Origin of the sequence: Hymenobacter sp. DG01 (assembly GCF_006352025.1) — a bacterium.
Taxonomy (GTDB): Bacteria; Bacteroidota; Bacteroidia; order Cytophagales; family Hymenobacteraceae; genus Hymenobacter.
On the sequence record NZ_CP040936.1, the window covers coordinates 2318122 to 2331872 of the forward strand.

Here is a 13751-nt window from a genome sequence, read left to right on the forward strand (position 1 = left end):
GACTGAACAGTATGGAGGGAGCCCGGCGTTGGCATCCCGCATTTGTGCAAGGAGAGTTGCGGTAAAAACCGGACTGGCTAGTTCTTCCCCTTTTTTCATTTCCTTATGCCTACCGCCCATCCCTGCACCAGCCCACTCAAATTTGTCGTGGGCATCGACATTGCGAAAGATACTTTCGTCGCCTGTTTTGGGCAAATTGATGCCCGCCAGCACCTGCGCTTCGGCAAACAGACATCATTCGACAACACGCTGACTGGCTTTGCTGCTTTGCTTAGTTGGACTGAAAAACAAGCGGTGCTGCCGGCTCCCATTTGGTTTGTAGTAGAGGCCACAGGCGTCTACTACGAAGAACTGGCCTATTTTCTAAGTGATAAGGCGCAAGCACTCAGCGTGCTCCTCCCCAACAAGGCGAAGCATTTTGCACAGAGCACCGAGCAAAAGAGCAAAACGGACCAACTTGATGCGCGCTTACTCTGCCGGCTCGGGTTGGAGCGTGCCTTGCCTGCCTGGCAACCGCCCTCACCAGCCTTACGGCAATTACGGGCGCTGGCCCGCGAGCGGCAAAGCTTAACCGGACATGGGGCACGCCTCAAGGTGAAAATCCATGCCTATCAGCACAGCTATCAACCCGATGCCCGTTCCCTGTCCCGCTTGGCCACCCAACAAACACTTATTCAGCAGCAGTTGCTCGCCGTTGACCAGGACCTCGCCGCCTTGCTGGAAGCGGAACCCGAACTTGGTCGCAAGTTGAGACAGCTGACGAGTGTGCTTGGCATCGGTTTGACCACCGCTATCGTGGTCGTCGCCGAAACCAGCGGCTTCGTGCTCGTGGATAACGAGCGGCAACTGGCTTCCTACGCCGGGTTGGATGTAGTGCAACGCCAAAGTGGGCTGTTTGCCGGAGCCACGCGCATCTCGCGCCGAGGGAACGTACGCTTGCGTACGGCCCTTTATCTACCGGCTATCAGCAGCTTGCGTTACAACCCGCAGCAGATGGCCTTCTATACCCGACTGCGGGCGAGACACCCCAACGGCAAGCCTGGTGTGATTGCGGTCATGCGCAAACTCCTCCTGCTTTGCTACTCTCTGTGGAAAAATGACCGGATGTACGACCCGCAGTACCACCCCGCAGTTAACGAATTAGCAGCAGCGCTCGAATCCGTTCACCCCGAAACCAACGAGAAAGCACCAGTTTAGCCGCAGCAACTTCCTGAACCTTGTTCCTGAATGGGCGGACAGGGCACCGAGCCATAAGAGCAGTACACGCAGCAATCACCGGCCAGCGGTTTCAAGACCGTGTGGCAACTCGTGCATTCGTAGAAATATTGACAAGCGTCGGTCGGCATTTGCTCCGCTTGCGCGTGGCCGCATACCGGGCACGTTAGGACGGAAGTAAGCAACGGGGCCTTTGGTTCGAGCGTAAGCATGGAGCAGGGGGAGGTTAGTTCGTGGCCAGCACTTTGTAGCCAGTGCCGTTAATAGCTTGGGCGACCTGCGCGGCGGGGCTTTTGGCCGCATCAAAGCGGACTTGCGCTGTGCCCTGGTCGTAGGAAACGGTCACGGCCTGCACGCCCGGCAGCTGCTGCACCGCGTGCTCGACGTGTTTCGCGCAGGCGTCGCAGGTCATGCCCCCGATGCGGTAGTTCGCCGTTTGCCAGACCGGTCCGGCTGCACTTGCGGCCACTGGAACGGGTGCGACTGGGGTGGGGTACAACTTTGCCCCGTAGTAAGGGAAGGCCAGCAGCAGCGCCGCCAGTACCGTTACCACACCTAGGAAGACCTTGGACTGCATAAAGGTGGGTTTTGTGTCCACTGTGCAGCCGCAGGCATCGGCGGCCGGCGCTGGTTTGAGTTGCTGATACCAGGCAAAGCCCAGTGCACCCACGGTAAGGGCTACTGAGTAGGGCCGCAGGGGTTCGAGCCAGGCAAAGGCCGAGGCCACGCCGCCCAGGCCCCCCAGGACCGCCAGCAGCGGCGTGATGCAGCACAGCGACGCGGCCAGCGCCGCCACCAAGCCGGCCCCGAGCAGGGGTTTGTTGGAAGAAGGGGAAGTATTCATAAGGCCGATTGAAGCGAAGGAGTGGCCGCTAAGCCCGCCAATAGCGGTTGCAGAATGGGTAAATGCGGTTGGCTGAGGGCATAAAACACGGTCTGGCCGACCTTATGGGCGTGCAGCACGCCCCCATCTTTGAGCTTGCGTAAGTGCTGGGACACGGCCGAGACGGTCATTTGCAGCACGTCGGCGATGTCGCACACGCACAACTGCTGTTCGTCGGCCAGTAGCAGCAGGATTTTCAGGCGCACCTCGTTGCCAGCCAGGGCCAGAACCGAGGCCAGGGACAGAAGGGCCGGCTCAACGCGGGCCAATCGCGCCTGACACTGCTCGATACGGGCCGTATCAGCGAATACCCGGATGCAGGCAGTAGCTTTTTTAGTCATGGTTATGCAAAGGTACTACTTGCGAATTTAAGCAATTGCTAAAATAAAAAGTTTCTTCTTTTTAAGCTAAAGCGCAGTCTTTGCTTGCATTTCATCACAGTATCTCACGGCTCAGGAAAGCAAGCCAGCTTGCTTGGCAGCCCCAATGAGGTTGGGCGCGTTTTTGAGGGTAGCCAGCACGAAGCGCTTGGCCGATTCCTTGACCTCGTCCTTGCTGACTTCGCGGGTTTCGGCCAGCACAAACTCGCTCAGGTTGTGGAAGGCTTCCGTGAGGGCCTGGCGCTTGGGCTGGTCGGAGCGCAGCAGCTCGTAGGCCAGCGCAATCTGGGCGTCAATCTTATGGCGGCGGGTGCTGAACACGGTGCTGTGCCCTACGTGCGGCCGGATGCGGTCCAGAAGCTCTACCAACGGCACCAGCCGGGTAGCGGTAGAGTTCAGCAGCTTGTCGCGCCGGCCGATGGGGGCCGGGGTAGGCAGGGTTGGGGCGACCGGCGGGGGTAGCACTCCTGCATTGATTGCCGGATGCTCGGCGGATGTTACCGGGTCGGGGGGCAGGTTCATAACCAAGAAGCTAGCGGATAGTGCATTAAATCAATACCTCAGCCAAAATAACGACATTCCGCTGGAGTAATACCACATAAGCGCATCAGGCCCCGGCAGTGCCGGGGCCTGATGCGCTTATGTGGTATTATGATGCTGAGCCTACGCCCAGTGGTCCTCAATGAAGCGGGCGTGATGCTCGAACTGCCGGCGCCAATGCGGCTCGACGTAGAAATTGGTCCAGATGCGCTTATACGGCACTGCTGCCAGGGGCACGTCCTGAGCGTTGCGCAGCACGAATCCCCGGGCCGGGTCAAAAAAAGCGTAGGCAAAGTACGAGGGGCCCACGGCGCCCGGCTGCCGGAACACCTGCACCACGTCGGTTTCGTAGATTTCCTGTCCCTCCATATCCGGGGTGCCGCTGGCCAGCATCAGGCAGTGCTCCCGCTTGAAGTCGGTGCTTTTAAGGTCACTGAGGCCGACAGGCCGCTGGCCGTCGGCGGTATCTATGACACTCCCTACCTCTAAATTATTAAGCATCTGGCCTTTGTCGCCATGTTTACGCCATTGTCGGAAACGGGTAGGATGCTTCATAAGTGGGAGAAAGGTGGGGCGCTGAACGAGTTTCGGAAAAAGATCAGATAAGACACTGGTTTTTTCTGAAAGCTGCTTTTCAGCGCCCCATCCCAAGCTTTATTGGATAAAATCAGGCCGGATCAGGTTCTCAAACGTGAAAATTTCGTCCCACTTTTCCTGGCTCAGCAACTGGCGGTCGGTTACGGCAATGTCGTGCACGGTTTTGCCGGTTTTGAGGGCTTCTTTGGCAATTTCGGCCGAGGTTTCGTAGCCCAGCACCGGGTTCAGCTGGGTCACGATGCCGATGCTGTTGCGCACCATATTTTCGGCGTGCTGGGCATTGGCCGTAATGCCTACCACGCACTTTTCGCGCAGAGTATGGCAGGCGTTGGTCATGTAGGAAATAGAAGTGAACAGAGCAAAGGAAATAACCGGCTCCATTACGTTCAGCTGCAGCTGGCCCGCTTCGGCCGCCATAGTCACCGTCAAATCGGCCCCAATCACATAAAACGCCGTTTGGTTGACTACCTCCGGCACCACGGGGTTTACCTTGCCGGGCATGATGCTGGAGCCGGGCTGCAGGGGCGGCAGGTTGATTTCGAACAGGCCTGTGCGCGGCCCCGAAGACAGCAGGCGCAGATCGTTACAGATTTTGGAGAGTTTCACGGCGGTGCGCTTCAGCACCCCTGAGAGCTGCACGTAGGCGCCCGTGTCGTAGGTAGCTTCAATCAGGTCGCCGGCTAGGCTCAGGTCGAGGCCGGTTACCTCGCGCAGGTGCTTGGTTACCAGGTCGGCGTAGCCGTGGGGGGCATTTACGCCGGTACCAATGGCCGTGGCCCCCATGTTAATTTCGCTGATGAGGCGGCGGCTGTCTTCAATACGCAGCAGCTCCTCGCGCAGGTTGGTGGCAAAGGCCCGGAACTCGTCGCCCATGCTCATGGGCACGGCGTCCTGCAGCTGGGTACGGCCCATTTTCAGCACGTTTCGGAATTCCTCACCCTTGGCGGCAAAGGCATCGGCCAGCTCGCCCAGAGCCTGGCTATAACCGATCAGCTTGTTGCTGAGGGCTATGCGGAAGGCGGTGGGGTAGGCGTCGTTGGTAGATTGGGAGCAGTTGACGTGGTTATTAGGATGGCAGAACTCGTACTCGCCTTTGCGCTTGCCCATGAGCTCCAGGGCCACGTTGGCAATTACCTCGTTGGCATTCATGTTCACCGAAGTACCGGCTCCGCCCTGAATCATGTCGGTCAGAAACTGGTCGTTCAACTCCCCGGAGGCCACCCGGTCGCAGGCTTTGATAATGCACTCAGCAATGGCCGAATCGAGCACGCCCAGGTCGCGGTTGGCCATGGCAGCGGCTTTTTTCACGTAGGCCAGGGCCTGCACAAACAGCGGCTCCGATTTCAGCGGAATTCCCGTGATGTGGAAGTTTTCCAGGGCCCGCAGGGTCTGGATACCATAATATACTTCGTCGGGGATAGCCCGTTCGCCAAGGAAATCGTGTTCAAGCCGGGTGGTTTGCATAACAAGAAGCTAGGGTGGAGGTCAAGAAGAAAGCGCGAAAAGAAGCTGAGACGCCCGCTACAGCTGAGCATCTTCTCCCAACGCAAACACGAAGGTAGAAGGCCTGTTTTAAAGTTGAGGTCTGACAGCAGAAGGCAACCACCTTGTTGAGCTACTGTACTGCTTCTAGTGTCCGGAAGTTGAGCTTGCTCCGGACCAGGGAACATGAACTGCCTATGCTCCACCCGGCAACTCATTCCTGGTAGCGTTTTGCTGGCCTCTCTACGCGGTGCCTACCCCCTGCCCTGCCTCAGAAGCCCTCAGTTTTGATACCAGCCGGGGCCTGCGTAGTATTGCTGACGGGCTTCCGTGAAGTGGGCAGCCTGCTGGTTATCTGATGCATTCTTACGCACCCGGCCTCCATATCTTGGCCACCTTTACGTCCCCGCCTGCTGCCCTGCTCAACGCGCCGGCCTGCCGCGCCTTTTTTACAGACCAGGTAGCGGCGCTGGGCCTTACCTGCGTGGGCGAGGCCTATCACGCCTTTCCAGAAGGCGGCTTTACGGCTGTGCTGGCCCTCACCGAGTCGCACCTGAGCATTCATACCTGGCCCGAGCACGGCCTGGCTACCTTCGATGTGTTCCTGTCCAACTTCCGCCGCGACAACGCCGACCGGGCCCGGGAGCTGTACGCTGCTACCTTAGCCTTCTTCGGGGGCGAGGAGCAGTCGAAAACGGAGGTTCGCCGATGAGTACTACCCTACCCCCGCCCGCCGCGCCAGCCCAGGTAGAGTGCCCGAGTTGCTGGCAACAGCTTCCGTACTACGATGCCATCAACAGCGCCTTTTTCGGTTGCCCGAAGTGCCACACGTTTTTTGAGTATCCGGAAATAGGCAAGCCCAAGCCACTCCAGAAGTTCAAGGCTCAGCCCTCCCTGCAGCGCACCCTACCCCTCGGAACGACGGGAACCCTGCAGGGCCGGCCCTACCGGGTAACGGGCTACATGTGGCGGCGCGAATCCAAATCCACGGCGCATTGGGAGGAGTATCAGCTGCGGCACGAAGAAACCGGCGCTTATCACCAATTGGCTGTGTACCAGGGCCACTGGATGCTAATTGAGCCCACCGAGGAACAGTACCGCGTGCAGCAGGGCAACAGCCGCCGGGCCTTTGTGGAAACCGCCGACGATACTTTCCTGCTTTACAACCGCTACTCGCCACGTGTGCTCCACGCCGAGGGCGAGTTCGACTGGAATGTGCTGGGCGATGAAAGCCTCAGTATTTCCGAATACATTAGCCCGCCCTTGATGCTGGTGCGCGAGCGGACCGCGACCAAACGGGTGCACTGGTTTCGGGCCCAACACCTCGACCCGCTCGAAATTCAGAACGGCTTCCGCGTCGTCAACAGCCGCATTCCGTTCCGTACAGGCGTTGGCGCCATTGAGCCTGGGCCGGCTCATGCTACCTGGCCCATTCTGCGCACTTTCTCGTTGGTGGTGGCCCTGCTGGTGGTGGCCACCCACCTCTTCTTGATGGCCTGGGGCAACGAAACGGTACTTGACACGGACTTTGTCAGCAGCCCGCAAACCGTACCGCTGGAGCAGGCCGTGGGCAGCAGCGCCGACCGGCCCATGCACGTTTCGCCCTCGTTTACGGTGCCCGGAACCGGAGCCCTTTCCATCAGGCTCAGCGCCAACGTGGATAATAGCTGGCTGGAACTGCCCTTCACGGTGGTAAACGAGCAAACCGGGCAGCTGTTTGAGGCGACCCGGGGCATAGAATATTACCATGGGGTAGAAGACGGGGAAAGCTGGAGCGAGGGCAGCACCGAAACCGATGCCCTGCTCAACAGCGTCCCGGCCGGCCGCTACCACCTCAATTTCTATCCGGCCGCCGACGCCAGCAACCAGAACCCCATTTCTTTTCACGCCACGGTGCAGGCCCGGGCCTCCTTCGGCTCCAATGCGTTTCTGGCGCTGGTGCTGCTGCTGCTCTACCCGGCCATTCAGTTTGTCCGGCGCCACTACCACGAGCAGCAGCGCTGGGAAAACAGCGACTACGGGCCTGGCGCTGCTTCTTAACACTTGCTACCCCCTTCCCCTGCATGGACTGGCTACGCTCCCTCTGGAAAATTAAGTTCTACGCCCTGTTTGCCCTACTCATTTACGGGGGCTTCCTGTGGTCGGGGCTGCATGGCAGCCGCTGGCTGGGCTCCGACGATGAAAACACCGAAAACCTGAACGGCAACAGTCACACCACCGGCACCGGCGGCCGCAACAGCTTCTATCACAAGTAGTGAATGAGTAAATGAGTGAATGAGTGAGTTTTTAATGTGCTGTCATCTTGAGGCCGGTTCTACTCTACTCAGTCACCCTACTTCCCTCAATCACTCATTCACCATTTCACTTTATGGAATACCTCAACTTCAAGCTTATTGCCGCCTCGGTTATTTACTCCGTCATCGGCATTGCTATTCTGGTTATCAGCTTCGTGATTTTTGAGAAGATGACCCCGCGCACGCTCTGGCGCGAGATTATGGAGGAGCACAACACGGCCCTGGCCATTGTGGCGGCGGCGTTCATGATTGCCGTGGCCCTGATCATCAGTTCTGCCATTCATGGATAAAGTGCCCGTGCGCCGGGCGCGGCGGGCTGCTCCGGCAGCGGCCCTACCCCCCGCCCCGGCCGATTACCACCCGGCGTTGCTGCTGGGCTCCGTGTTTGTTATTGCCACCTGCGGGCTGATTTACGAGCTGATTGCGGGCACGCTGGCCTCCTACCTGCTCGGCGACTCGGTAACGCAGTTCTCTACCATCATCGGGGCCTACCTCTTCTCCATGGGCATTGGCTCCTGGCTGTCGCGCTACCTGGGTGGGTCGTTGCTGCGGTGGTTTATCCGGCTGGAAATTATGGTGGGGATAGTGGGCGGCTTTTCGGCTCCGCTGCTGTTCGTGCTGTTCGAGTACGTCACCTCCTTCCGGCTGATTCTCTACGCCCTGGTGAGCCTGACCGGGGTGCTGGTGGGACTGGAAATTCCGCTGCTGATGCGGATTCTGGAGAACCGCTTCGAGTTCAAGGATCTTGTTTCCCGGGTCTTCACCTTCGATTATATCGGGGCGCTGCTGGCCTCGCTCATTTTTCCGCTGGTGCTGGTACCACAGCTGGGCCTTATCCGGACGTCGCTGCTCTTCGGGGCCCTGAACGTGGTAGTGGCTGGCGTGGCCCTGTACCGCTTCCCCGAAACCCGCCCGTTTCGGCGCAGTCTGGCGGGTGGCTTGGTGGTTTCCCTGCTCGCCCTAGTGGTTTGCTTTGGCTACGCGGAGCGCATCCAGACCTACACCGAAGACATGGCGTTCCAGGATCAGGTTATTTACTCTAAAAGCACTACCTACCAGCGCATCGTACTTACCAAAAACCAGCGCGAGCTGCGGCTTTTCCTGAACGGCAATTTGCAGTTCAGCTCCCTGGATGAGTACCGCTACCACGAGGCCCTGGTGCACCCCGCTATGCAGGCCCTACCCCAGGCCCGGCGCGTATTGGTGCTGGGCGGCGGTGACGGCTTGGCCGTGCGTGAGCTGCTGAAATACCCCCAGCTGCAAAGCATCCGCCTCGTGGACCTTGACGCGGGCATGACCCGGCTGTTTCGGCAGAACGAAATGCTGCTGGGTTTGAACAAGCGCGCCCTGCTTCACCCCAAGGTAGAAGTCATCAATGGCGACGCTTACCAGTGGGTACGCCAGGATACGGCCCGCTACGACTGCATTGTGGTGGATTTCCCCGATCCTGGCAACTACTCCATCGGCAAGCTGTATTCGGTGGCGTTCTACCGGGAGCTGGAAAAACGGTTGGCGCCCGGCGGCTGGATAGTGGTACAGAGCACTTCGCCGTACGTAGCCCGACAGTCGTTTTGGTGCGTGAACCACACGCTCCAGGCCGCCGGCTTTACTACCCTGCCTTACCATTGCTACGTGCCCTCGTTCGGGGAATGGGGCTTCGTGCTGGCCGGCCGCAACGCGCACTGGCGCCCCGATGCCGGCCCCCTACCCCCCGGCCTACGCTACATCACGCCCGCTACCATCCGCGACATGCGCTTCTTCCCACCCGATATGAGTGAGGTTCCAACCGAGGTCAACCAGCTCAACAACCAGGCCCTGGTGCGCTACTTCGAGGAAGACTGGGGCCCATACGTGCACTAGAACTATCCAGAACGTTCGGTCCGATGTAGGAGGCGTCCGACCGGTTGGCTTCGTGCTGACTCCTGTGCGGTCGGGTTTGGATAGTCCGAGGGGGTAGGCGAACAGAGCAAAGGGCGCGGCCGGCAACCGGTCAGCAGCCTCTGGCATCGGCCCGGAACAAAAAGCATTTGCAAGGCTGAAACTCTCCATCTCACAACTTCACCACCCATGCCTACCCGGCGCAACTTTCTGAAGCAGGCCGCGGCTGGCGGCGCGGGGCTGCTACTGGCTCCATTGGCCGGGCTGCACTCCTGTGCGCCTAGTACCAGCCGCAGCCACATTCGGGGCAGCCTGCACGGGGCCAACCACACTACGGGGCATTTACTGCGCGACGCTTCCCGGCTGCCGGCCCCTACCCATACCCGGCAGGTGGAAGTGCTGATTGTGGGTGGTGGGGTAGCCGGACTCACGGCACGGCGCGAATTGGAGCGTCGCGGCTTCCGGCCCGAGCAGGTGCTACTAATAGAGTTGGACGAGCAGCCCGGCGGCAACTCCCGCGCCGGTCGCAACGAGGTGGCCGCCTACCCCTGGGGTGCCCACTACCTGCCCATCCCCGACCCGCGTAACCACGAGCTACTAGGGTTTCTGCAGGAAGCCGGCGTTATTACAGGCACTGATGCGGCTTCGGGCCTACCCTTCTACAATGAATACTACCTCTGCCACGACCCCGAGGAGCGCCTTTACCTGCGCGGGCACTGGCAAAATGGGCTAGTGCCGGAATTAGGTGTGTCCCCGGAGGAGAAACAGCAGATTGCCCGGTTTTTCGAGCTGATTGACTCGCTGCGCCTCGCTACCGGCTCTGATGGTCGCGACGCCTTCCGGATTCCGGTGGCCGAATCGTCGGCCGATGAGCAGTTTCGGAAGCTGGACCAGGTTTCGTTTGCCGAGTATCTGGATCAGGAGGGCTTTACCAGCCCCCACCTGCGCTGGTACCTCGACTATAGCTGCAAGGACGACTACGGGGCTACGGCCGCTCAGGTATCGGCGTGGGCCGGGCTGCACTACTTTGCCTCCCGCAAGGGCCGCGCCCGCAATGCAGCCGCCTCTGATGTGCTGACCTGGCCCGAAGGCAACGGTTTTATGGCCGAGCAGCTTCGCCAACAGGCCACCTCTCCCATGCTGACCAACACCGTAGCCTACGCCCTGCAGGAAACCTCTACTGGCTTGGCCGTGAACTGCTACAACGTGGCTACCCGGCAAAGTACCCGCGTAGAGGCTCAACGGGTAATACTGGCTACCCCTCTGTTCATTACAGAACGGTTGCTGAATTCCTTGCCGCCCACTGCCCAGCGCTCCTTGCCCTGCCACCGGGCCCCGTGGGCCGTTATCAACCTCACACTGGATGGCCTGCCCCAGGGCCCCGGCGCGCCACTGAGCTGGGATAATGTGCTCTATGGCACGGCTTCCGTGGGCTACGTGAATGCCAGCCACCAAAGCCTGAGTTTGAATGCGGCGGGACCCAAAGTCATTACCTGCTACCTCCCCCTGCCGGCCGATAACCCTACCCAGGCCCGCCAGCAAGCCTACCAAACCCCCTACGATGAATGGGTACGCCGGATTCTGGCCGAGCTGGAAACCGCCCACCCCGGCATCACGCCCCACGTACAGCGCGCCGATGTGTGGGTATGGGGCCACGGCATGGTAGCGCCCACCCCCGGTTTTGTGTGGGGAGAAGCCCGCCAGCAAGCCGCCCAGCCCTGGCAGGGCAAGCTATTCTTCGCCCACACCGACCTCAGCGGTATTTCCATTTTCGAGGAAGGGTTCTATCAGGGGTTGCGCGCCGCTGCGGAGGTAGCAGCACTGGCGTAAGCCGCCTTCTGAACAACAGGCGCACTTATCTACGAAATAATCGTATCATTACGATTATTTCGTAGATGTAAGATTTGCGGCTTCTGCTTTCTTGGTGTACTTGGATGGCGGCAGGTTTCGCGGCTTTGTTTTTAGCGTCTTATGAGGCCACCTTTCTCATTCTTGCCCCGCCTACTCACCATCCTGCTGGCAGCACTTGGCTGGCTGGCCGTGCCTTGCTCGGGGCAGGCTCAGGCGCGCTTGAGCGGGGTAGTACTCGATTCGCTTACGCGGCAGCCGCTGCCCTTTGGCACCGTATTTCTGGCTAATACCACCCTGGGCAACAGTACCGATAAGGATGGGCGCTTTGTGTTTGAACAGGTGCCGCCCGGTACCTACGAGGTAGTAGCTTCCTACCTAGGCTATAAGCTGCGGCGCCAGGTAGTTATCATTAGCACAACGCCGCAACAGCTCACCTTCCAGCTACCGCCCGCGGCCAATGCTCTGGGCGAAGTAGTGGTACGGGCTACCCCCAACAACCCCGACGACTACCGCAAGTTTGCCGAGACGTTTCTGGGTAGCACCAGCTTTTCGCGCCAATGCCGCATCCTCGACCCCGAAGCCGTGCGCGTGCACTACGATGCGAAGGATAACGAGCTGCGGGCTACCTGTGCTGAGTTTGTGACGATAGAAAACCGGGCCCTGGGCTACCGCATCAAATACTACGGCCTCGATTTTCGGCTGAATTTCCGGGGGCAATGGATGGCCTTTTATGGCTGGCCGGTGATAGAGCCCCTACATACCCGCTCGGTCCGGCAGCAGCGCCGCTGGGAAGCCAACCGCCGCGCTGCTTACCTGGGCTCCCTGACCCACTTTTTGCGGAGCGTGTACGAGAATCGCGTTACCGAGGAAGGCTTTCAGGTACTGCGCATGAGGCGAATAGCCAACCCTGCCCGGGCCCAGGCCGATAGTTTACTAGCCGTTATGCGGCAGCAGGCTTCGTGGCGACGCCCGCTCAACCCGGTCCGTTTTGATGATTCTCTGAGCCTGCTGACGCGGGTGCCACCCCAGCTGCAGTACCTGTACACCAAACCGTTGCCTACTGCAACATTTCGGCAAACCCTGCCAGACTCCGGCCGCGTTGCCCTGGACTTTCCCGACTTGCTGCAGGTAACCTACGACCGGGAAAAGCCCGACCCATTGTATGCGCAGCACTTGGCGCGCACGGCTCCGCTGGGCCGGCCCGCGCCACCTCCGGCCGCTACCCAGGTTTCGGTGCTGCATCTGCTGGCTCCGCGCGTGCTGCTGCAGGCCAATGGTCAGCCGGCGAATCCGCTGGAAGTTCTGACGGAAGAGTACTGGGCCTTTGAGAAACTTGGTGAGTTTCTTCCGCTTAATTACCAGCCTCCGGCTCCCGCATTGAATTAGCTATGGTTGCCTTACGGCATGGGTTTCGCTGCTCGTTGGGCTAGCTGAGGCGGGGGCAGCCAGCGCGGGCTATTGCCGATGAAACCTTACTTTCGGCTACCTTTTTCCGCCTGATGCCTACCACTACCGTGCAGCCCGCAACCGTCCTCTTTCGCCAGCCCTGGATTCGCTCGGCGGGGTTTGATGGCCTCTGGATTCTGGGGCCGCCGTTTCTGGCGCTGCTCATTGTGGCCGGGCTGCCGGCAACGTATCGGGCCTCGGGCCAGATGCCGGTGCTGGCCTGGGTCGGGCTGGTAGTCCTCATCGACGTAGCGCACGTGTACAGCACCCTGTTCCGCACCTACCTTGATCCGGTGCGCCGCCGTCGGTTCCGGCATCTGCTCTGGGTAGTGCCGCTGAGCTACTACGTAGCGGGCGTGGTGCTCCACCAGGCCGGCAGCCTTTGGTTCTGGCGGGTGCTGGCGTATGCAGCCGTATTTCACTTTATCCGGCAGCAATACGGCTTCCTGCGCCTGTATAGCCGACAGGAAACGGCCCGAACCGACCACCGCCTGCTAGACCAGGTAGTGATTTACGCGGCTACGCTTTACCCTGTGCTGTGGTGGCACCTGGCCCCTACCCGCAACTTCAACTGGTTCATCTACGGCGACTTCGTGCAGCTCGACTGGCCCCTGGGCCGCCAGCTGCTGACGGTTCTTTACGTGGGCCTGCTGGGCTTGTATTTGCTGAAAGAAGTATGGCGCTGGCAGACTACGCGCCAATTAAATCTGCCGCGTAACCTGCTGGTACTGGGCACAGCGGCTTCGTGGTACGTGGGCATTGTACTTTTCAACGGCGACCTAGCCTTCACGCTGCTCAATGTAGTAGCCCACGGCATTCCCTACCTAGCCCTGATCTGGACTACCAGCCAGCCTACCCCCGCTCCATCGTCGGAGCCTTCCGGAATCAGCCGGCGCTGGTGGCAGGGACGCTACGGGGTAGGTCTGTTTCTGGGGTTGTTGTTTGGGCTAGCGTATCTTGAGGAAGGCATCTGGGACGGGCTCGTGTGGCGGGAGCACGCCCCGGTGTTCGGCTGGTTTCAGCAGCTTCCCGCCGTCACCAATTCCATCTGGCTTAGTTTGCTAGTGCCGCTGCTAGCCCTTCCGCAGGCCACGCACTACGTGCTGGATGGCTTTATCTGGCGACGCGGCGCTTGATTTGGACGCTACACAAAAACGCCCGGCTGAGCTGAGCCGGGCGTTTTGC

General features: G+C 60.0%; 15 protein-coding genes. 9 read left to right on the forward strand and 6 right to left on the reverse strand.

The window, feature by feature from the left end:
- Positions 1-105 precede the first annotated feature (105 nt).
- The gene (locus tag FGZ14_RS09720) at positions 106-1197 is read left to right on the forward strand and encodes an IS110 family transposase (protein WP_139923723.1); all 1092 of its coding nucleotides are present in this window, start codon (positions 106-108) and stop codon (positions 1195-1197) included.
- Here FGZ14_RS09720 and FGZ14_RS22045 read toward each other — a convergent pair.
- The 6 genes from FGZ14_RS22045 to aspA all read right to left on the reverse strand — a co-directional run bounded on the left by FGZ14_RS22045 (position 1194) and on the right by aspA (position 5079).
- Entirely contained in the window at positions 1194-1427 is a 234-nt protein-coding gene (locus FGZ14_RS22045; RefSeq protein ID WP_071884577.1) for a GDCCVxC domain-containing (seleno)protein, read from the reverse strand. The genes FGZ14_RS09720 and FGZ14_RS22045 overlap by 4 nt on opposite strands.
- 14 nt (positions 1428-1441) lie before the next feature.
- Positions 1442-2059, reverse strand: coding sequence for a mercuric transport protein MerTP (gene merTP, locus FGZ14_RS09730; RefSeq protein WP_044017963.1), 618 nt, complete (start codon positions 2057-2059; stop codon positions 1442-1444).
- Positions 2056-2439: a metalloregulator ArsR/SmtB family transcription factor gene (locus tag FGZ14_RS09735; protein WP_139923726.1), complete on the reverse strand. Its 384-nt coding sequence runs from the start codon at positions 2437-2439 to the stop codon at positions 2056-2058. The genes merTP and FGZ14_RS09735 overlap by 4 nt, the downstream gene beginning before the upstream one ends.
- Positions 2440-2550: 111 nt before the next feature.
- Positions 2551-3000, reverse strand: coding sequence for a hypothetical protein (locus tag FGZ14_RS09740; RefSeq protein WP_139923728.1), 450 nt, complete (start codon positions 2998-3000; stop codon positions 2551-2553).
- A 141-nt stretch (positions 3001-3141) separates the two neighbouring features.
- Positions 3142-3573: a hypothetical protein gene (locus tag FGZ14_RS09745; protein ID WP_139923730.1), complete on the reverse strand. Its 432-nt coding sequence runs from the start codon at positions 3571-3573 to the stop codon at positions 3142-3144.
- 99 nt (positions 3574-3672) lie between these two features.
- On the reverse strand, positions 3673-5079 hold the full coding sequence (gene aspA / locus FGZ14_RS09750) for an aspartate ammonia-lyase (protein WP_139923732.1): 1407 nt from the start codon (positions 5077-5079) through the stop codon (positions 3673-3675).
- 376 nt (positions 5080-5455) lie between these two features.
- Between aspA and FGZ14_RS09755 the strand changes: the two genes are divergently transcribed.
- The 8 genes from FGZ14_RS09755 to FGZ14_RS09790 all read left to right on the forward strand — a co-directional run bounded on the left by FGZ14_RS09755 (position 5456) and on the right by FGZ14_RS09790 (position 13702).
- Positions 5456-5809: an S-adenosylmethionine decarboxylase family protein gene (locus FGZ14_RS09755; protein ID WP_139923734.1), complete on the forward strand. Its 354-nt coding sequence runs from the start codon at positions 5456-5458 to the stop codon at positions 5807-5809.
- Entirely contained in the window at positions 5806-7137 is a 1332-nt protein-coding gene (locus FGZ14_RS09760) for a DUF4178 domain-containing protein (RefSeq protein WP_139923736.1), read from the forward strand. Before FGZ14_RS09755 ends, FGZ14_RS09760 begins: the two co-directional genes overlap by 4 nt.
- Before the next feature lie 23 nt (positions 7138-7160).
- Positions 7161-7352: a hypothetical protein gene (locus FGZ14_RS09765; protein ID WP_139923738.1), complete on the forward strand. Its 192-nt coding sequence runs from the start codon at positions 7161-7163 to the stop codon at positions 7350-7352.
- A gap of 113 nt (positions 7353-7465) precedes the next feature.
- A complete protein-coding gene (locus FGZ14_RS09770) occupies positions 7466-7681 on the forward strand; it encodes a DUF350 domain-containing protein (RefSeq protein WP_110979551.1) in 216 nt (71 codons plus the stop codon).
- Positions 7674-9251 carry a polyamine aminopropyltransferase gene (locus FGZ14_RS09775; protein ID WP_139923740.1) on the forward strand — a complete coding sequence of 526 codons (1578 nt, stop codon included), beginning with the start codon at positions 7674-7676 and terminating at the stop codon, positions 9249-9251. The genes FGZ14_RS09770 and FGZ14_RS09775 overlap by 8 nt, the downstream gene beginning before the upstream one ends.
- 207 nt (positions 9252-9458) lie before the next feature.
- On the forward strand, positions 9459-11099 hold the full coding sequence (locus tag FGZ14_RS09780) for an NAD(P)-binding protein (RefSeq protein ID WP_139923742.1): 1641 nt from the start codon (positions 9459-9461) through the stop codon (positions 11097-11099).
- A 162-nt stretch (positions 11100-11261) separates the two neighbouring features.
- The gene (locus tag FGZ14_RS09785) at positions 11262-12506 is read left to right on the forward strand and encodes a carboxypeptidase-like regulatory domain-containing protein (protein WP_180754580.1); all 1245 of its coding nucleotides are present in this window, start codon (positions 11262-11264) and stop codon (positions 12504-12506) included.
- 113 nt (positions 12507-12619) lie between these two features.
- Positions 12620-13702: a hypothetical protein gene (locus FGZ14_RS09790; protein ID WP_139923747.1), complete on the forward strand. Its 1083-nt coding sequence runs from the start codon at positions 12620-12622 to the stop codon at positions 13700-13702.
- Positions 13703-13751 lie beyond the last annotated feature (49 nt).

Excerpts from the sequence above, each read along its gene's own strand:
- FGZ14_RS09720 (WP_139923723.1), top strand. The coding sequence starts at position 106 with ATGCCTACCGCCCATCCCTGCACCAGCCCACTCAAATTTGTCGTGGGC.
- FGZ14_RS22045 (WP_071884577.1), bottom strand. The coding sequence starts at position 1,427 with ATGCTTACGCTCGAACCAAAGGCCCCGTTGCTTACTTCCGTCCTAACG.
- merTP (WP_044017963.1), bottom strand. The coding sequence starts at position 2,059 with ATGAATACTTCCCCTTCTTCCAACAAACCCCTGCTCGGGGCCGGCTTG.
- FGZ14_RS09735 (WP_139923726.1), bottom strand. The coding sequence starts at position 2,439 with ATGACTAAAAAAGCTACTGCCTGCATCCGGGTATTCGCTGATACGGCC.
- FGZ14_RS09740 (WP_139923728.1), bottom strand. The coding sequence starts at position 3,000 with ATGAACCTGCCCCCCGACCCGGTAACATCCGCCGAGCATCCGGCAATC.
- FGZ14_RS09745 (WP_139923730.1), bottom strand. The coding sequence starts at position 3,573 with ATGAAGCATCCTACCCGTTTCCGACAATGGCGTAAACATGGCGACAAA.
- aspA (WP_139923732.1), bottom strand. The coding sequence starts at position 5,079 with ATGCAAACCACCCGGCTTGAACACGATTTCCTTGGCGAACGGGCTATC.
- FGZ14_RS09755 (WP_139923734.1), top strand. The coding sequence starts at position 5,456 with ATGCATTCTTACGCACCCGGCCTCCATATCTTGGCCACCTTTACGTCC.
- FGZ14_RS09760 (WP_139923736.1), top strand. The coding sequence starts at position 5,806 with ATGAGTACTACCCTACCCCCGCCCGCCGCGCCAGCCCAGGTAGAGTGC.
- FGZ14_RS09765 (WP_139923738.1), top strand. The coding sequence starts at position 7,161 with ATGGACTGGCTACGCTCCCTCTGGAAAATTAAGTTCTACGCCCTGTTT.
- FGZ14_RS09770 (WP_110979551.1), top strand. The coding sequence starts at position 7,466 with ATGGAATACCTCAACTTCAAGCTTATTGCCGCCTCGGTTATTTACTCC.
- FGZ14_RS09775 (WP_139923740.1), top strand. The coding sequence starts at position 7,674 with ATGGATAAAGTGCCCGTGCGCCGGGCGCGGCGGGCTGCTCCGGCAGCG.
- FGZ14_RS09780 (WP_139923742.1), top strand. The coding sequence starts at position 9,459 with ATGCCTACCCGGCGCAACTTTCTGAAGCAGGCCGCGGCTGGCGGCGCG.
- FGZ14_RS09790 (WP_139923747.1), top strand. The coding sequence starts at position 12,620 with ATGCCTACCACTACCGTGCAGCCCGCAACCGTCCTCTTTCGCCAGCCC.